At 57.8% G+C, this 17,175-nt stretch carries 16 protein-coding genes; 3 read left to right on the top strand and 13 right to left on the bottom strand.

Going from position 1 to position 17,175, the window contains the following annotated elements; genetic code table 11:
* The first annotated feature begins 17 nt into the window (after nt 1-17).
* Entirely contained in the window at nt 18-956 is a 939-nt protein-coding gene (locus tag AC07VV_RS15510; protein WP_495036711.1) for a lysozyme inhibitor LprI family protein, read from the top strand.
* Nucleotides 957-1,013: 57 nt separating this feature from the next.
* A complete protein-coding gene (locus tag AC07VV_RS15505) occupies nt 1,014-1,232 on the top strand; it encodes a DUF4236 domain-containing protein (protein ID WP_495036710.1) in 219 nt (72 codons plus the stop codon).
* On the opposite strand, the gene AC07VV_RS15500 is transcribed toward AC07VV_RS15505, so the two are convergent.
* The 10 genes from AC07VV_RS15500 to AC07VV_RS15455 all read right to left on the bottom strand — a co-directional run bounded on the left by AC07VV_RS15500 (nt 1,223) and on the right by AC07VV_RS15455 (nt 13,698).
* Entirely contained in the window at nt 1,223-2,479 is a 1,257-nt protein-coding gene (locus AC07VV_RS15500) for a TerD family protein (protein WP_495036709.1), read from the bottom strand. The two genes, AC07VV_RS15505 and AC07VV_RS15500, sit on opposite strands and share 10 nt — an antisense overlap.
* A gap of 76 nt (nt 2,480-2,555) precedes the next feature.
* Nucleotides 2,556-3,800, bottom strand: a complete 1,245-nt coding sequence (locus AC07VV_RS15495; RefSeq protein ID WP_495036708.1) for a VWA domain-containing protein — start codon at nt 3,798-3,800, stop codon at nt 2,556-2,558.
* A 74-nt stretch (nt 3,801-3,874) separates the two neighbouring features.
* Nucleotides 3,875-5,353 (bottom strand): APC family permease, encoded by a 1,479-nt coding sequence (locus tag AC07VV_RS15490; protein ID WP_495036707.1) that lies wholly within the window; start codon nt 5,351-5,353, stop codon nt 3,875-3,877.
* Nucleotides 5,354-5,498: 145 nt separating this feature from the next.
* Nucleotides 5,499-6,923 carry a gamma-aminobutyraldehyde dehydrogenase gene (locus tag AC07VV_RS15485; RefSeq protein WP_495036706.1) on the bottom strand — a complete coding sequence of 475 codons (1,425 nt, stop codon included), beginning with the start codon at nt 6,921-6,923 and terminating at the stop codon, nt 5,499-5,501.
* A 50-nt stretch (nt 6,924-6,973) separates the two neighbouring features.
* The gene (locus AC07VV_RS15480) at nt 6,974-7,783 is read right to left on the bottom strand and encodes an ABC transporter permease (RefSeq protein ID WP_207866805.1); all 810 of its coding nucleotides are present in this window, start codon (nt 7,781-7,783) and stop codon (nt 6,974-6,976) included.
* Nucleotides 7,773-8,708: an ABC transporter permease gene (locus tag AC07VV_RS15475; protein ID WP_007954664.1), complete on the bottom strand. Its 936-nt coding sequence runs from the start codon at nt 8,706-8,708 to the stop codon at nt 7,773-7,775. Before AC07VV_RS15475 ends, AC07VV_RS15480 begins: the two co-directional genes overlap by 11 nt.
* 1 nt (nt 8,709) lies before the next feature.
* Nucleotides 8,710-9,747: an ABC transporter ATP-binding protein gene (locus AC07VV_RS15470; RefSeq protein ID WP_096819314.1), complete on the bottom strand. Its 1,038-nt coding sequence runs from the start codon at nt 9,745-9,747 to the stop codon at nt 8,710-8,712.
* A gap of 213 nt (nt 9,748-9,960) precedes the next feature.
* On the bottom strand, nt 9,961-11,112 hold the full coding sequence (gene ydcS / locus AC07VV_RS15465; RefSeq protein ID WP_495036705.1) for a putative ABC transporter substrate-binding protein YdcS: 1,152 nt from the start codon (nt 11,110-11,112) through the stop codon (nt 9,961-9,963).
* Between the two features lie 82 nt (nt 11,113-11,194).
* Nucleotides 11,195-12,682: a gamma-aminobutyraldehyde dehydrogenase gene (locus AC07VV_RS15460; protein ID WP_495036704.1), complete on the bottom strand. Its 1,488-nt coding sequence runs from the start codon at nt 12,680-12,682 to the stop codon at nt 11,195-11,197.
* Between the two features lie 101 nt (nt 12,683-12,783).
* Nucleotides 12,784-13,698, bottom strand: coding sequence for a LysR family transcriptional regulator (locus tag AC07VV_RS15455; protein ID WP_007954670.1), 915 nt, complete (start codon nt 13,696-13,698; stop codon nt 12,784-12,786).
* A 176-nt stretch (nt 13,699-13,874) separates the two neighbouring features.
* Between AC07VV_RS15455 and AC07VV_RS15450 the strand changes: the two genes are divergently transcribed.
* Nucleotides 13,875-14,597 (top strand): tellurite resistance TerB family protein, encoded by a 723-nt coding sequence (locus AC07VV_RS15450; protein WP_495036703.1) that lies wholly within the window; start codon nt 13,875-13,877, stop codon nt 14,595-14,597.
* A 261-nt stretch (nt 14,598-14,858) separates the two neighbouring features.
* Here AC07VV_RS15450 and AC07VV_RS15445 read toward each other — a convergent pair whose 3' ends face one another.
* From AC07VV_RS15445 to AC07VV_RS15435, 3 genes are all read right to left on the bottom strand, one after another.
* The gene (locus AC07VV_RS15445; RefSeq protein WP_495036702.1) at nt 14,859-15,575 is read right to left on the bottom strand and encodes a permease; all 717 of its coding nucleotides are present in this window, start codon (nt 15,573-15,575) and stop codon (nt 14,859-14,861) included.
* 62 nt (nt 15,576-15,637) lie between these two features.
* On the bottom strand, nt 15,638-16,348 hold the full coding sequence (locus tag AC07VV_RS15440) for a hypothetical protein (RefSeq protein ID WP_495036701.1): 711 nt from the start codon (nt 16,346-16,348) through the stop codon (nt 15,638-15,640).
* Between the two features lie 37 nt (nt 16,349-16,385).
* Nucleotides 16,386-17,135, bottom strand: coding sequence for a hypothetical protein (locus tag AC07VV_RS15435; RefSeq protein WP_495036747.1), 750 nt, complete (start codon nt 17,133-17,135; stop codon nt 16,386-16,388).
* Nucleotides 17,136-17,175: the final 40 nt, after the last annotated feature.

Below are 17,175 nucleotides of genomic sequence, written 5' to 3'. Positions count from 1 at the left end.
CAAGAAAGGACTCGATCATGTCTCGCTCAAGCATAAGCACCGGTATTGCTCTGGTGCTCGCATTTATTTCATTGCACGCCCATGCCACCAGTTTCGACTGCGCCAAAGCGGTGAGCTTCGCGGAAAAATCCATTTGTGCCGATACTGCACTGAGTCTTCTCGATGAACAGCTGAACTCGCAATACGTGCGTGCGCTGGATTCTGCGGCTAACCGTAATCAGGTTCGTATCGAGCAACGTGAATGGCTGCGCTTGCGCGATAACTGCGTAACCGACAGTTGCCTGAGCACATCAATGTCGCAGCGACTCAATCAACTCTCCGGCGCGATACCGCAGTCCGCCAGACCGGCCCCCACCAGCGATATCAAACGTGCTGAACCGCGTGTACCTGCTGCGGCTGCTCAAGTACCAGCGGTGGCAAGTCCTGTCCCGGCAAACAGTAACGCGCAGGATAATCATCAGGCCGTTCTGTATCTGAAGATCGCCCTGTTCTGCATGGCGGTGTTGTTGCTGATCTGCATCTGGCTACACCGACGAGGCTCGATGACGATCTATCAGGACTACACCGATGCGCTTTTCACCAGCATCACGCCGATTCTGGGTATCGGGTCTTATTTTGTATTTAGCGTCTGGCTGGAGATCCCGAAGAATTACGCGCTGATTGCCGCTTGCGTGCTGGCAGGCCTGATGTCGCTGCAAGTGACCATTCAAACCTACCGCAGCAATGGCGTGTCACTGTTTTTCCTGCTCTCGCTGTTTGCCAAAATCGCCTTGCTGACCTTTTATTTCCTGATGATGGTGTTGCTGCTGTGTGGCGGCGCACGTACCCGGCAAGACGCACGTCGTCGCCGGGGATGGGCGGTATTTGCAACGACGGCGTTCGTTTTCCTTTCTGGCTGGATGTGTCGTAACCGGCAGTTCTCTTCGATCGACGACTACATCGCCGGCCGAACCTGAACGGCGGAGCGCTGGCCGGGATAGATGTCCCGGCCTTTCAGGGCCAAGGAGCTGTTCATGGGGTTTCGTTTCTCCAAACGCATCACGATCGTTCCCGGCGTTCGCCTCAACATCAGCGGTTCGGACGTCAGCACCTCGATTGGCCCGCGTGGCCTGAGCATCACCATGGCGCGTTGCGGAGGCGCGGGGCAATGGCAGGCTGACATTCAAGAACCGCACAGATGCACAGATGCACAGGTGCGGCGCGGGCAGTCAGAGTGGCTGGCTCAAACGTAGCGTTTCGAACCGCTGTTTTGCAGTGGCTCGCCCTTGAACACTTCGGGGCCATCCATTGTGAGCTTGAGTTTTTCGCCGTTGCGGGTCAGCCACGGCGTGGCTTCGCTGCAAGACTCGGAGGTGGCGCCGGACGGGCTGAGCACGATGTGTTCTTGGTCGATTTCGATCAGACCGATCACATAGGTGTAGATCATGTCGCTGTAGTCCTCATCCTCGTCATCATCATGATCTTCGGGGAATTCGAAAGCGCACTCGACGACCTGGTTGCCGTATTCCATGCGCATTTTCGGTTTCAGCGAGGCCACCGACACCGCACCATTGTCGACCGCTGAGTACACGCTGCACACCAGCGCCACTTTACCGCCCATGAGCTGCGAGATCGCCGGGTTGATGTCGACGGTCTCCACCGCCGGTTCGCCGGCGCTCGCGCTCATCACATCGCCGGTGTGGAACACGTAAGGATCGAGATCGAACTCGCCACGTTTGTCCGGTGCCTGGATGATCGACATCCGCCCATCAGGGCGCAGGATGCCGATGCGCAGATCGAGGTCGTCGTTGTCGCAGTCGTCACCGTTATCCACCCAAGTGGCACTGACGCGAATGACTTTTGGTGCGGACGGGCCTTTTTCCAGCGAGACCTTGTGGCTGCTGCCGACCTTGTCGAGGGTAATCAGCGACTTTTGCATGCTGACGGCTTTGGCCGGTGGCGGAGGTGGCGCTTCTTCTTCGACTTCAACACCATACAAACCACACAGACCCGCCAAACCCGAAGCGAAACCCTGCCATACCGAACGCGCCTTGAACTGGCCATTGCGCACGTACAAATCGAGGACGATGATCCCGGTCTCTTTGGCGAAAGGCTCGGGAGCCAATTCCAGCACTTGAGCACCGGCCATCACCGTGGCTCGCAGGTCCTTGACCGCTTCAAACCCGCCGGCACTGCCGTCTTGCGTCAGGGTGATGGCAACTTTCGTGATGTTGGCCGGCAGGCGTGCCAGATCGAAACTGATGCTGTGACTGATCACACTTCCCTGAACCATCGGCGCTGCAAACGTAGCTGCGCCGGACGGATGTTCAGGAACGTTGAAGAACACCATGCCGCTGTCATCCAGCACCTTGCCGGTGTCGCTAAGCAGAAACGCGGTCAGATTGACGTCCAGATTGGCGCCTGCCGCGTGCGTAACCACGACCCGCCCTTGGGCGAGGCTGAGATTGGTGTTTTCGCCGGGCTTGAGTGACTGATTCAATTGAAATTCCTATTCCGTGGATAACGTGCAGTACACCGCGCTTGCGATGTGCCTGAGGTGTTGAGCGTTTCGTCGGTCAGCGAATGATGTTTTTGACTTTGGCTTCCTTGAGCCAGGAGGGGAATTCAGCCATCAACTTGTCGTACAGCTGTTCTTCGCTGATGTCGTGCAAGTCATCCAGTGCGAAGAAGCCGCAGTTGTCGACCACACGTCCACTCAGGGTGTCGAGCTTTTCCAGGACGCCGTAGTTGGAGCCGCCGATGCCGACGAACTGCCAGAAAATCCCGTGCCTGGCAGCGTCTACCATCAGTTTGGTAATTTCGCGGTTTTTCGACACGCCGCCGTCACTGATGAAAATCACGAACATCGGCGTGTGTTCATCGGACTGCTGAAACGATGCCAATACTTTTTCGATGACTCGCGGTTCATCGTTGAAGCGACCGCCGACATTCCATTTCTTCCAGCCTTGGCTGTCGGTGTCGATGAAACGCTCATAGTTGCTGAGCGTGACGGGGGAGAGTTGCAGTGGTTTCTCGGCGAATGCCCAGCATTCCAGTTCGCCGTCTTCATCGAACGATACGGCCAGCGGGATGACCCGGTTGAGCACTTCCTGCACCCGGCCACGGGAATACTGGCCGTTCATCGAGCCGGTTGCGTCGAGCACCAACACCACGCGGGCTTTGGTTTCAGTGAGGTTGGCTTTCTCCAGGCTGACTTGCGCTTTCTTGGCCAGGCTGACCAATTGCGGGGCAGCATCGCCGACGCGTTTCTCCAGAGAGACCTTCGCTGATATCGGCGCCGGTGGTGCTTCTTCAGCGATTTCACCACCAAAATGTCGAACCAGCGCATCCAGACCTTCGGCATAACCTTGCAGGTTGGCCGCGATGCGCCACTCACCGTCCTTGCGATACAGATCGGCGACCATGATCGCCTTCTCGCCAGTGAAATCGGCCCCCGAGAACGGGCAAGTTGCAAGCGTCTCGCCGACCGGGCTGAGTACTTCGAAGCTACTGGCGCGAATGTCCTTCATCGCGCCAGCGCCGTCGATTGAGGCTGTGAACACCAGACGCTCGATCGATGCCGGGAGCGAATCGAGGTTGATGGCGAAGCGGCCGCCATCGGTGATCCTGATGCTGGCGCAGGGCGTACTCGGCTGATTGAAAAAGACCATGTAGCGGTCATCCGAAAGCTTGCCTTGCGCATCGACGCCGAAGCAGACGAAGTCGATCACTTGCGCGGCGTCGATCCTGATCGAGAGCGTCAGTGCGCGTCCCTGAAGAATCTTTGATAACGGCAACCGTTGCCCTTGGCTGATCTGCATGTGTGACTTCCTTGAAATTTTGAATTCGGTGCCTTTCGACGCGACGGGTAATCTCGCCGAAAAGCACTGCGAAATCAAATTGACCAGGCGTCTCCCGCAGGCGCTTTGCCGTGGTCATACGGCTTGCCAATCCACATGTAAACCAGCCCCAGACCAATCACGATCGCCGTGCTCAGCACCATCGCGTAATTGATGTACCACGCTGCATCCGGCGTGCGGGGCCAGGCCATGTTGATGATTGCGCCGACGCCGTAGACCAGCGCGCCGATGTTCACCGGCCAGCCCCAGGCACCGAGGGTGAATTTGCCGCTCGGTTTCCAGCCTTTGCTGCGGGCGTACAGGGCGGCCAGGACGATCATCTGGAACGCGAGGTAGATGCCGATGGCGGCGAAGCTGACGATGGTGGCCACGGCGTCTTGCAGGAAGAAGCCGAGGGCGATGATCAGGCCGGGCAGGACGCCGGACACGAACAGCGCAGCAACCGGCACCTGGGTCGTAGGAGAAATCTTTTTCAGCAGTCGGCTACCGATGACCATTTCATCGCGAGCGTAGGAGTACAGCAGACGACTCGCCGCCGCTTGCAGGCTGATGACGCAGGAGATGAAGGAAATCATCACCACGCCCATCACCACTTTCGAGCCGACCGGGCCGAAGGCGTTGTTGAGGATGGTGGTGACCGGGTCCTTGTCGGTGCCGTTGATCACTGCTTGCATGTCCGGCACGGCGAGGATCAGCGCCAGGCAAGCGAACATCGCCGCGATGCCGCCGATGTAGATGGTCATGCGCATGGCCACCGGGATTTTTGCGCTCGGGTTCGGGGTTTCTTCGGCCACGTCGCCGCAGGCCTCGAAGCCGTAGTAGAGGAACATCCCCGCCAGCGACGCGGTGAGGAACGCCGGCAGGTAAGAGCCGTCGACGCTGATGTCGAAGGTGTTGAACAGCACGCTGATCGGTTGGTGGCGCTCGAAAATCAGCAGGTACACGCCGACGATCACCGCACCCACCAGTTCGCAGAGGAAGCCGAACATGGCGATCCGCGCCAGCACTTTGGTGCCGCTGAGATTCACCAGGGTGGCGAACAACGTCAGCACCAGGGCGATAACGATGTTGGTGTTGTTGCTCGGCTCAAAACCCAGCATGGCGGCGAGGTACGGGCCGGCGCCAACCGCCACGGCGGCGATGGTTACGCACAGGGCGATGGAGTAGATCCAACCGACCATCCACGCCCATTTCTTGCCCACCAGACGCCGCGCCCAAGGATAGACGCCGCCGGAAATCGGGAACTGCGAAACCACTTCGCCGAAGATCAGGCATACCAGCAACTGACCACAGCCGACCAGCAAGTAAGCCCAGAACATCGGCGGCCCGCCAGCGGCCAGGCACAAGCCGAACAGGGTATAAACCCCTACGACCGGTGACAGATACGTGAAGCCCAGCGCGAAGTTTTCCCACAGGCTCATGCTGCGGTTGAAGTTGGAGGTGTAGCCCAGTTGACGCAGTTGTTCGGCATCGCTGTCGGCAACGGCGGCTGAGAGATCGGGTGATGCACTCATGTGTGTTTGCTCCGTGAAATCGGCAGATTTCGGATGGCCGAAACCGTGGCGGGGCTTGGTGAGCGCCGCCCGGATCGGTAGTTATTGTTTTGAATGCCTGGTGATGCGGATGACCGGTTTCTGCCTTGAAGCCGGGGGAATGCTTTTAGTGTTTGAACATCACATGCCGAACCGTGGTGTAGTCCTCCAGCCCGTACATGGACATGTCCTTGCCGTAGCCGGACAGTTTCTGACCGCCATGAGGCATTTCGCTGACAAGCATGAAGTGCGTATTCACCCAGGTGCAGCCGTACTGCAAACGGGCGGACAGGCGATGGGCGCGCCCTACATCCGCCGTCCACACAGAGGAAGCGAGGCCGTAGTCCGAATCGTTGGCCCACTCCAGCGCCTGGGCTTCATCGGTGAACTTGGTCACCGACACCACCGGCCCGAACACTTCGCGGCGGACGATTTCGTCGTCCTGCTGCGCGTCGGCCAGCACCGTCGGTTCGAAGAAGAAACCGTTGCCGTCCACAGCCTTGCCGCCGGTGATCAAGCGGATGTGGGATTGCGCCACGGCGCGTTCGACAAAACCGGCCACGCGGTCGCGATGCTGGGCGGTGATCAGTGGCCCGAGTTCGGTCGACGGATCATCCTGCAAGCCGTACTTGATGCTGCTGACCGCCGCGCCGAGCTTCTCGACGAACTTGTCGTAGATGCCTTGCTGGGCATAGATCCGGCACGCGGCAGTGCAGTCCTGGCCGGCGTTGTAGAAGCCGAAAGTGCGAATGCCTTCGACCGCAGCATCAATGTCGGCGTCGTCGAAGATGATCACCGGCGCCTTGCCGCCCAGTTCCATGTGCATGCGTTTGACGCTGTCGGCGGTGCTGGAAATGATGTTCGAACCGGTGGCGATGGAGCCGGTGAGCGAGACCATGCGCACTTTCGGATGAGTCACCAGCGGACTGCCTACGCTCGGCCCACGCCCGAACACCAGATTGAGTACACCGGCCGGGAAAATTTCCGACGCCAGTTCGGCCAGCCGCAACGCGGTCAACGGGGTTTGTTCCGACGGCTTGAGCACCACGGTATTACCGGCGGCGAGGGCTGGGGCGATTTTCCAGGCGACCATCATCAGCGGGTAGTTCCACGGCGCGATGGAGGCGATGACGCCCACCGGGTCGCGGCGGATCATCGAGGTGTGGCCGGGCAGGTATTCGCCGCCGGCCGAACCACTCATGCAACGGCTGGCGCCGGCGAAGAAACGGAACACGTCGGCAATCGCCGGGATCTCATCGTTCAGCGCGGCGCTGTAGGGTTTGCCGCAGTTGTCCGATTCCAGTTTCGCCAGTTCTTCGCCGTGGGCTTCGATGGCGTCGGCGAGTTTGAGCAGCAACAGCGAACGGTCTTTCGGCGTGGTCTGCGACCATTCGGCGAAGGCACTGTCGGCGGCGCGCACCGCGGCATCAACCTGGGCTTCGCTGGCCTCGTTGATTTCCACCAGCACTTCGCCACGCGCCGGGTTGAGCACCGGTTGCGCCGGGCCTTCGCCGTTGACCAGTTGGCCGTTGATCAAGAGTTTGGTTTGCATGTTGTTGTCCTCTTTCTACTGCAAATTCAGGGTGGGAAAGGTCAGGGAAATCATTTGCCGCCGCTGCCTGCGACGCTCTCGCCACCCCGGGTCAGGTAGTAGGCGCCGAGGATCGGCAGCATGGTCACCAGCATCACGAGCATCGCCACGACGTTGGTCACCGGCACGTCCCGTGGGCGGCTCAACTGGTTGAGCAGCCACAGCGGCAAGGTGCGTTCATGGCCGGCGGTGAAGGTGGTGACGATGATTTCGTCGAACGACAGCGCAAACGCGAGCATGCCGCCGGCGAGCAACGCCGAGCCGAGGTTCGGCAGGATGATGTAGCGGAAGGTCTGCCAGCCGTCGGCGCCGAGATCCATCGACGCCTCGATCAGGCTGTGCGAGGTGCGGCGCAAACGGGCGATGACGTTGTTGTAGACGATCACCACGCAGAAGGTCGCGTGGCCGACGATGATGGTGAACATCCCCGGCTCGATCCCCAGCGTCTTGAAGGTCGCCAGCAGCGCGATCCCGGTGATGATCCCCGGCAGTGCAATCGGCAGGATCAGCATCAGCGAAATACCCTGCTTGCCGAAGAAGTCCCGGCGGTACAGCGCGGCGGAAGCGAGGGTGCCGAGCACCATCGCGATCAGGGTGGCGATGCTCGCAATCTGCAGCGACAGCTTGATTGCTTCCAGCACGTCGGGCCGCGAAAACGCCACGCTGAACCAGTGCAGCGTGAAGCCTTTGGGTGGAAAACTGAACGCCGCGTCTTCGGTGTTGAAGGCGTAGAGGAAGATGATCAGGATCGGGAAGTGCAGAAACACCAACCCGCCCCAGGCTGCTATGCGCAGACCAATGGAAGCTTTCTCAGAGTGCATCGAAGGCCCCCAGTCGTTTGACGATGGACAGGTAAATAGCGATCAGCACGATCGGCACCAGCGTGAACGCCGCGGCCATCGGCATGTTGCCGATCGCGCCCTGTTGCGCGTAAACCATGCTGCCGACGAAGTAGCCCGGCGGGCCCACCAGTTGCGGCACGATGAAGTCGCCCAAGGTCAGTGAGAACGTGAAGATCGAACCGGCCGCAATCCCCGGCACCGACAGCGGCAGAATCACCTGCATGAAGGTCTGACGCGGTTTGGCCCCGAGGTCGGCGGAGGCTTGCAGCAACGACGGCGGCAGGCGTTCCAGTGAGGCCTGGATCGGCAGGATCATGAACGGCAGCCAGATGTAGACGAACACCATGAAGCGCCCCAGATGCGAGGTCGACAAGGTGCTGCCGCCGACCCCGGGAATCCCCAGAATGAACTGCAGAACCGGTTCCAGCCCCAGGTGCTGAACGAACCACTGCGCCACACCGCCCTTGGCCAGCAGCAGCGTCCAGGCGTAGGCCTTGACGATGTAACTGGCCCACATCGGCATCATCACCGCGATGTAGAAAAACGCCTTGGTCTTGCCGGTGGTGTAGCGCGCCATGTAGTAGGCAATCGGGAACGCGACGATGGCGCTGGCGATCGACACCACGACGGCCATGCTCAGGGTGCGCAGGATGATGTCGAAGTTCGACGGCTGAAACAGCGCGGCGAAGTTGGCCAGCGTCAGATCCGGCGTGACCGCCATGGTGAAGTCGTCGAAGGTGTAGAAACCTTGCCACAGCAGCACCAGCAGCGACCCCAGATAGATCGCGCCAAACCACAACAGCGGCGGCACCAGCAGCATCGACAAATACAGGTTCGGCTTGCGGTAGAGCAGGTTGGAAAACCTGCGCAACGGCGCCGATTGAGGGAGGGCGAGGGCGGTCATGTCACACCCCGCTCGCAACGGTGTCGTGCAGCGGAATCATCGCTTCCCGTGCCCAGCGTGCGCTGATGCGCTGACCGGTCTGGTGTTGCGCGCTGCTGTCGATCCACTGATTGTTGGCGTGGCTGATGCTCAGGGTCTGGCCGTTTTCCAGGGTCAGTTCATAGCGCGTGGCGCTGCCCTGATACTGGATGTCGTGGAGCAGACCGCTGACTTCGATTTCGTGACTGGCCAGAGGGCCTTCGGCGAAACGCACGTGTTCCGGACGAATCGAAAACGGCTGCGGATGACCGCTGAGCTGGCGCGCCAGATCGCCGCGAATCACGTTCGAAGTGCCGACGAACTCGGCGACAAACGTGGTGGTGGGTTTCATGTACAGATTGCGCGGCGTGTCGACCTGCTCGATGCGGCCCTTGTTGAACACGGCCACGCGGTCGGACATCGACAGCGCTTCAGTCTGGTCGTGAGTGACGAAGATGAACGTGATGCCGAGCTGGCGTTGCAGCTTCTTCAGTTCGCTCTGCATTTGTTCGCGCAATTTCAAATCGAGAGCGCCCAACGGCTCGTCGAGCAACAGCACTCGCGGGCGATTGACCAGCGCGCGGGCGAGGGCGACACGCTGGCGCTGACCGCCGGACAACTGCACCGGTTTGCGGGCGCCGTAGCCGCCGAGGGCGACCATGTCCAACGCTTCTTCGGCGCGCTTGTGGCGCTCGTTCTTGTTCACGCCTTTGACTTTCAAACCGTAGGCCACGTTGTCCAGCACGTTCATGTGCGGGAACAACGCGTAATCCTGAAACACCGTGTTTACGTCGCGTTGATAGGGTGGCAAACCGGCGGCTTCGGCGCCGTGAATGCGGATCGAGCCAGCGCTCGGTTGCTCGAACCCGGCGATCAGGCGCAGGCACGTGGTCTTGCCCGAACCGGAAGGGCCGAGCATGGAAAAGAACTCGCCGTCCTGGATATCGATGGAAACCCGGTCAACGGCTTTCACTTCGCCGAACTGCCGGGAAACGTTGGTGAACTGGACTGCAAGCGTCATGGTGCGGTGCTCCAAAAAGGCGAGGGCCGTCGCAGCGGCCCTGCCTGGACTTCTGAAAAACAGTGTTCGAATTGATCGTTCCCACGCTCTGCGTGGGAATGCAGCCCGTGACGCTCTGCGTCAGCTCATGCGAATGGACGCGGAGCGTCCGGTGATGCATTCCCACGCAGACGGATCGACGCCTCGACGTGGGAACGATCGGTGTGTGGGCGATTACCTACCGCCCATAATCGCAATGTAGTCCTGCGTCCACCGGCTATACGGCACAAACTTCCCACCCTCAGCCTGCGGTGTTTTCCAGAAGGCAATCTTCTCGAACTGATCAAACCCGTTGGTCTTGCAGCCCTCGGTCCCGAGCAACTCACTGCCCTGACACGCCGCCGGAACTGCCGGCAACGAACCGAACCACGCCGCCACATCACCCTGGACTTTCGGCTGCAGCGACCAGTCCATCCACTTGTAGGCGCAGTTCGGGTGCTTGGCCTCGGCGTGCAGCATGGTGGTATCGGCCCAACCGGTGGCGCCTTCTTTCGGCACGGTCGAAGCGATGGGCTGTTTCTCGTTGATCAGGCCGTTGACCTGATACGGCCAGGCGCTGGACGCGACCACGCCCTCGTTCTTGAAGTCGCTCATCTGCACGGTGGTGTCGTGCCAGTAGCGGTGGATCAGCTTCTGCTGGGCGCGCAACAGTTCCAGCACAGCCTTGTACTGTTCTTCGGTGAGCTGGTACGGATCCTTGATCCCCAGCTCAGGCTTGGTGGACTTCAGATAGAGCGCTGCATCGGCGATGTAGATCGGGCCGTCGTAGGCTTGCACACGGCCCTTGTTCGACTTGCCGTCAGGCAGGTTCTGTTCGGCGAACACCACGTTCCAACTGGTCGGTGCGGTCTTGAACACGTTGGTGTTGTACATCAGCACGTTCGGGCCCCACTGGTACGGGGTGCCGTAGGTTTCCTTGTTGACCACGTACCACGGCGCGTCTTTCAGGCGTGGGTCGAGGGTTTTCCAGTTCGGGATCAACGCAGTGTTGATCGGTTGCACACGCTTGCCGACGATCAACCGCAGCGACGCATCGCCCGACGCGGTCACCAGGTCGTAACCGCCCTTGGCCATCAGGCTGACCATTTCGTCAGACGTGGCGGCGGTTTTTACATTCACCTTGCAGCCGGTTTCCTTCTCGAAACCGGTCACCCAATCGTAGGCCTTGTCGCTCTCACCGCGTTCGATGTAACCGGGCCAGGCGACGATATCCAGCTGGCCTTCGCCGGCGCCGACGGCTTTCAGCGGCTCGGCGGCCTGCAGGCTGGCGCTGGCCAGCAGGGCCGTGGTGATTGCACTGAGCAGTGCGGTCTTGTGCACGAACATGGTGAACCCTCTTCTTTAAATTATGGTCGGGGCAGTTGTGAACGCGGTGAAGCATGCCGTGGTCGGCTTGTTATTAGCGTAGTCAGAGATGCTGGCCGTGGCGTGCCATGATGTGCCGCACCACGCTGTAGTCCTGTAGCGAATCGCTGGATAAGTCTTTGCCGTAGCCGGAGCGTTTCAGCCCGCCGTGGGGCATTTCGCTGACCAGCATGAAATGACTGTTGATCCACGTGCAGCCGTATTGCAGGCGTGCGGCGACCTGCATCGCCTTGTCCAGGTTCTGCGTCCACACCGACGAAGCGAGGCCGTATTCCGAGTCGTTGGCCCAGTCCACCGCTTGCGCCAGTTCGTCGAAGCGGGTCACGGTCACCACCGGGCCGAACACTTCACGCTGGACGATTTCATCGCTCTGTTTGCAACCCGCCAGCAGGGTTGGCTGATAGAAGAACCCGGCGCCGGAATGCACTGCCGCACCGGTCACTCGTTCGATGTGCGGCTGACCGAGGGCGCGCTCGACGAAACTGGCCACTCGGTCGCGCTGGCGGGTGCTGATCAGCGGGCCGATCTCGTTGTCGGCATCACGTTTGCCGGCGAAGCGCAGGCTGCTGACCGCCGCGCCGAGCTCGGCGACCAATTTGTCGTGAATTCCCGCCTGGGCATAGATCCGGCAAGCCGCCGTGCAATCCTGCCCGGCGTTGTAATAGCCATAAGTGCGCACGCCTTCGACCACGGCTTTGAGATCGGCGTCATTGCAGACGATCACCGGGGCCTTGCCGCCGAGTTCAAGGTGCGTGCGCTTGAGGGTTTTGGCGGCGGCCTGGAGAATTTTCTGGCCGGTGACGATATCGCCGGTCAGCGACACCATGCGTACTTTCGGGTGGCCGACCAAGTGGCTGCCGACGCCTTCGCCGCCACCGCAGACGATATTGATCACCCCGCGCGGCAGAATTTCGGCCAGTGCCGGGGCCAGCGCCAGAATCGACAACGGCGTGTGTTCGGACGGCTTGAACACCAGCGTATTGCCGGCGGCGAGGGCCGGTGCGATCTTCCACGCGGCCATCATGATCGGGTAGTTCCACGGTGCAATCGAGGCGACGACGCCAATCGGGTCGCGGCGCACCATGCTGGTGTAGCCCGGCACGTATTCGCCGCTGAGCTGGCCGATCTGGCAGCGCACGGCACCCGCGAAAAAGCGAAATACATCGACCGTGGCGGTCAAATCATCCTGCCGCGCCAGATGCAGCGGCTTGCCGCAGTTCAGGGCTTCGAGGCGGGCGAGGTGGTCGGCGTGCTTTTCGACGGCGTTGGCGATTTCCAGCAAGAAGTTCGAGCGTTGTTGCGGGGTGGTGCGCGACCACTCGGCAAAGGCGCGATGGGCGGCGAGGATGGCGGCTTCGACTTGCTCGGTGCTGGCTTCGGCAATCTGGGTCAGGACTTCACCGGTGGCCGGGTTGAGGATTGGTTCGACAAATCCTTGCCCGGCGACCAGTTCGCCGTCGATCAGCAACGCGGTGTGCATGTGGGTCTGCGCGCCAGCCATTTTCCGTGATCTCTTTTCTTGTATGGCCATGTTGCTCCCGTGGATCCAGGAGCCGACCGTCTTATAGATGCAGCAAGACTAGTGCGCGGCTCCGGGGTCGACAAATTCTAAATACTGAAGGTGGCATTCGATTAAATAGATGGCTTGCGTCCGCCGTGAGGCTGCTCGCGGGCCACAGTCAGGAACGGGTCGACCAGCGCAGGGCGTGCGGTGCCACGGCGCCAGGCCAGACCGACGTCGAGGGTCTGGTTGAGGTCGGCAATCGGTCGGGCTTCGATGATGTCCCCTTCCAGCGACCATGGGCGGTAAGTCATGTCGGGCTGGATCGACACGCCCAAGCCGGCCGCGACCAGACTTCGCACCGCCTCTGTGGACGCGGTTCTGAGGGTGATCTTCGGTTGCAGCCCGGCGCCGCGCCAAAGGCGTTGGGCATTGCGATCCATCTCGTCGACGTTCAGTTGAATCAACGGCTCCCGGGCGACGTCGGCGAGGTTGATGCTGTCGTGTTCCAGCAGCGGATGCTGGGCCGGCAGCCACAAACGGTGCGGTGAATGGGTCAGCACTTCAGTCTGCAAGGCGTGGCGGTCTTCGAGGTTGGAGAGGATCAACACCCCGACATCGATCTCGCCGCTGACCAGCAGATGCTCGATGTATGGCCGCTCGTCCTCCATCACCCGGATCTCGACGTTGGGGTACGCACGCTGGAAACGAGTGAGCAAATCCGCCAGGTAATAACCGGCCACCAGACTGGTCACGCCGACGATCAACTGCCCGGCGACCTGATCGGTGCTCTGTTGCAGGCTGCGTTTGGCGTTGTCCACGGTTGCCAGAATCAAGTGCGCCTGGCGTAGAAACTGGTGCCCCTGATGGGTGAGCGTCATGCCCTTGGCGTGGCGGTTGAACAGGCTGACGCCGATTTCTTCCTCCAGTTGCTGGATGGCCAGGGTCAGGGTCGATTGGGAAATGAACGCGGTCTGTGCGGCGGCGGAGATCGAGCCGGTCTCGGCCACGGCGATGAAATGGCGGATCTGACGCAAGGTCATCATGGAAGGTTTACCCGGTGGGCGGTTTTTATAGATTGTCTCGAGTGTATATCTATTTTCACGAAGGGCTGCTGAGGGCCAGGCAACATCTGGAAGCACACTCGCACCCAAACGACGGGCACTTTCGAACTAGGCTGAGGGCCTTATTGATCCGGATAACCCCTGTTTGGAGGCGGAACATGAACACCCGTGGATTGCTCGATCAACTCCTCAAGTCCGGCCAGGATCTGCTGCAGAACAAGGCGGGCGGGGCGCAGAACAAACCGGCTGCCGGTGGTTTGGGCGGCTTGCTGGGCGGATCTTCCAGTAATGGCGCACTTGGCGGTTTGCTGTCAGGCGCAGGCGGCGGTGCCCTGGCGGCCGGCGCCATGGGCCTGCTGCTGGGCAGCAAAAAGGCCCGCAAGGTTGGCGGTAAAGTCGCCCTCTACGGCGGCCTCGCCGCACTGGGCGTGATCGCCTACAAAGCCTACGGCAACTGGAACGCGCAAAAAGGCACCGCCCCACAAAGCGAACCGCAAACCCTCGACCGCCTGCCACCGGCGCAAGTCGAACAACACAGCCAAGCCATCCTCAAAGCCCTGGTCGCCGCCGCCAAAGCTGACGGCCACATCGACGACCGCGAACGCCAACTGATTGAAGGCGAATTCACCAGGCTCGACAACGATCAGGAGCTCAAACACTGGCTCCACGCCGAACTCAACAAACCCCTCGACCCTACCGACGTTGCCCGCGCGGCGAGCACACCGGAGATGGCCGCCGAAATGTACGTGGCGAGCGTGATGATGGTGGATGAGGAGAACTTTATGGAGAAGGCGTATCTGGATGAGCTGGCGAAGCAGTTGAAGCTGGAGCCGGGGTTGAGGGTGGAGTTGGAGAGGCAGGTGCGTCAGGCAACTTTTTAGGTTGTGAATTCGACGAGGCGGTTAGGCAGGTTCCAGAACGTCATGACCGCAGCCATAAATGGTCCACCCGGCGTCATTTACCATGAGAGCACCTGGGGCATGCCGCCACTGAAATCCAGGTAAGTATAAGTGGGCAGCGGCAACGGTGCTCTCGGATCAAGGAAAAGGTGACAGATCCATTTGTTAGAAAATGGATCTGTCACCTTTCTATCTTTTATATATTTAGATAAGTAGTCAGTGTGATTATAAGTTTTTCAATAATTACCATTGCCAATTCTTTTCTGTGAATATGGCGCTGCTTGGTAGTACTGCTTTCAAAGTTCTCAAGTAACGATCGAATGTAGCCGTTTCTTGGAAGCGTGCTTCGAATCCCACTGATTGGTTGGTTCTATGGATGATTATCATGAGCCTGGACCGATCTATAGTTACAAAATTATATTCCGCCCAAGGGGAGCTGCGCGAGTTGGTTGTTTTGTTTTTCCAGCCGAGAAGGGTTTTTGCCGCTCCAAGAGCCATAGCTACCGGGCCGATCATAAAGGCCAAGGACCCTGTATAAATCGCAACGCCTGAGAAAAATAATATTATAAAAATAGCGAGGCTTTTGAAAATGGTTCCGGAAGATTCTGGGTAGTGCCGATAATGTTCGACTTTTCCATGATTCTCTGTGATGGAGTAATTGAATACTGTTTTTTGGCGTAATAAAAATATGAAGTAAATGGTCAGTGCGTACGAAAATATATACACCGACAAAAGTCCAAGCGTATATTGTGGCAGGTTATTCCAAGTGATGGCCGTTACAAAAATATTCATTAGCGTCGCGCCAGCAAAAAGCCAAAGCTGTGCTTTCATGATTTCCTTAGGTGGAGATTTTATTGTTTTTGTCGACCATTCCATAAGGAGGCGTTCATGTGCACTTGATTCTTCTTCAAAGGCTCTGCATGAAATCTGGTTGAATGAGTTGTCACTGGGTTTTGTCATGTTCGTATTATTCCGCTACGGCCAGGATCATCGCGAAGGTTTCCATGTTTCGGTTTGGTAGTTCACCACATCCAATCTTTTTCCGCAAAAACTGCATCTTTCGGAAGTAGTTCTTTAAGTGTTGATAAGTATTCCGCAAATAAGCTTTCGGGAAGCCTGGCCTCGAAGCCGATCATGATGTCGGTGTATTGAGCTACGATTAAACGTCTTTTTTTGTCGATGGTGACGAACTTGTATTCTTTCCATTCGGATGATTCTTCTATTTTTGGAGTGTTATTCCAGGTAAGAAAAAATTTTGCAGCTATCAAGGCCATCCCTGCAGGGCCTGCGAGTATTAAAGCCGATGTAGGGCTATAGATAATGGTTGCGATAATAATTATAAAAAATAGCACCGATATGGCCTTGAATACGGTATGAGCAGACTTTGAAAAGTTTACTGAAGATTCCTCGGTTCCCACTGTTTCGGTAATAGTATAGGTATATGTCTTTTTTTGATGAACGACAAGAGTCCAAAGGTAGGTGGCTACCAAAGTCCAGATTATACCAGCATGAAGATTCAAGAAAATGGAGCCATTTTCTTCTGATAAGTTGAGGATATAAGACTCTTGGATACCATTTATTATCGCCGCTACACCGATGGCTATAATAATTGCCATGCCAATGTCCATGTTGGTTGTATCCCGGGGTTTGGCTTTTATCGTCCATTTCATCAGGATTTTTTCCTGATTTTTTAATGGTTTTTCTGAAGGGGGAATGTCGTTTTTTAATTCCATTGTTTGTGGTTTTCTTGTCGTTTTGCTTGCATTTTTGTCAATCAGTGCTTAGCGGTACATCGACCTTGGCGGTGATGAAGGGCACGTCTTTGGATAAGTAGGGTTTAATCAGGTTGGCTACAGTTTTTTTTTGTTTGTTGCCGCAGAAAATGTTCAGGTTCCAGTTCGTTTTATGGTTGTCGCCGTCTTGAATGACGCTGTACTTTAAATCTACGACTTCTCTGTTTGTAGCGATAGCCAGTTGGGTGATGTCTTCCCATCTGTATGCGTAGTGGTGATGTTGGGTGTGCATTTCTTGGTAGTTTTTCGAGTTGATCAACAGGAGGTAAGTCAAGCCCATGCCGACCGGTCCTATCAGGGCACCTATCAAAAAAGCAGGATCAATAACGGCCAGCAGAATGAAAGCGATTGCTGTTATTCCGGAGAACCATTTGAGAAATGTGAAAGTATATTTGGGGAGGTCATTCCACTTGCAATATTCTATCCCTGACCGGGTAAGACGGTAAGCGAAATTCATTTTTTGATGGGTGATTGATATTAATGAAATGCCCACTGTAATGAAAAATAGAGAGGTCAATGTTGCACTGAAAACAGGATCATCGTCCATGCTTTGATATATAAAAAATGAAGCTGCTGTTATGGCGATTAGGCATGCAAAAAACATTAAATTGGCAACAAAAGTGTTGTAGTTTCTTGCTCGGATTGTCCATTCCAATAATGCTGGTTCTTTTTCATGCTCCCAATGTAGCTGCGGAGGTAGTGCTGGTGGCTTTTCAAAATTTAACATGGTGGCGTTCATTGGTTATCTCAATAGAAAAAAGGTGACA

Source organism: Pseudomonas sp. GW821-FHT02C04, assembly GCF_059421845.1.
This window is presented reverse-complemented; position numbering and strand designations above follow the sequence as displayed.

What these genes read in the sequence shown, in the direction of transcription:
- AC07VV_RS15510 (WP_495036711.1), top strand. Translation starts at nt 18, where the DNA reads ATGTCTCGCTCAAGCATAAGCACCGGTATTGCTCTGGTGCTCGCATTT.
- AC07VV_RS15505 (WP_495036710.1), top strand. Translation starts at nt 1,014, where the DNA reads ATGGGGTTTCGTTTCTCCAAACGCATCACGATCGTTCCCGGCGTTCGC.
- AC07VV_RS15495 (WP_495036708.1), bottom strand. Translation starts at nt 3,800, where the DNA reads ATGCAGATCAGCCAAGGGCAACGGTTGCCGTTATCAAAGATTCTTCAG.
- AC07VV_RS15490 (WP_495036707.1), bottom strand. Translation starts at nt 5,353, where the DNA reads ATGAGTGCATCACCCGATCTCTCAGCCGCCGTTGCCGACAGCGATGCC.
- AC07VV_RS15485 (WP_495036706.1), bottom strand. Translation starts at nt 6,923, where the DNA reads ATGCAAACCAAACTCTTGATCAACGGCCAACTGGTCAACGGCGAAGGC.
- AC07VV_RS15480 (WP_207866805.1), bottom strand. Translation starts at nt 7,783, where the DNA reads ATGCACTCTGAGAAAGCTTCCATTGGTCTGCGCATAGCAGCCTGGGGC.
- AC07VV_RS15475 (WP_007954664.1), bottom strand. Translation starts at nt 8,708, where the DNA reads ATGACCGCCCTCGCCCTCCCTCAATCGGCGCCGTTGCGCAGGTTTTCC.
- AC07VV_RS15470 (WP_096819314.1), bottom strand. Translation starts at nt 9,747, where the DNA reads ATGACGCTTGCAGTCCAGTTCACCAACGTTTCCCGGCAGTTCGGCGAA.
- ydcS (WP_495036705.1), bottom strand. Translation starts at nt 11,112, where the DNA reads ATGTTCGTGCACAAGACCGCACTGCTCAGTGCAATCACCACGGCCCTG.
- AC07VV_RS15460 (WP_495036704.1), bottom strand. Translation starts at nt 12,682, where the DNA reads ATGGCCATACAAGAAAAGAGATCACGGAAAATGGCTGGCGCGCAGACC.
- AC07VV_RS15455 (WP_007954670.1), bottom strand. Translation starts at nt 13,698, where the DNA reads ATGATGACCTTGCGTCAGATCCGCCATTTCATCGCCGTGGCCGAGACC.
- AC07VV_RS15450 (WP_495036703.1), top strand. Translation starts at nt 13,875, where the DNA reads ATGAACACCCGTGGATTGCTCGATCAACTCCTCAAGTCCGGCCAGGAT.
- AC07VV_RS15445 (WP_495036702.1), bottom strand. Translation starts at nt 15,575, where the DNA reads ATGACAAAACCCAGTGACAACTCATTCAACCAGATTTCATGCAGAGCC.
- AC07VV_RS15440 (WP_495036701.1), bottom strand. Translation starts at nt 16,348, where the DNA reads ATGGAATTAAAAAACGACATTCCCCCTTCAGAAAAACCATTAAAAAAT.
- AC07VV_RS15435 (WP_495036747.1), bottom strand. Translation starts at nt 17,135, where the DNA reads ATGTTAAATTTTGAAAAGCCACCAGCACTACCTCCGCAGCTACATTGG.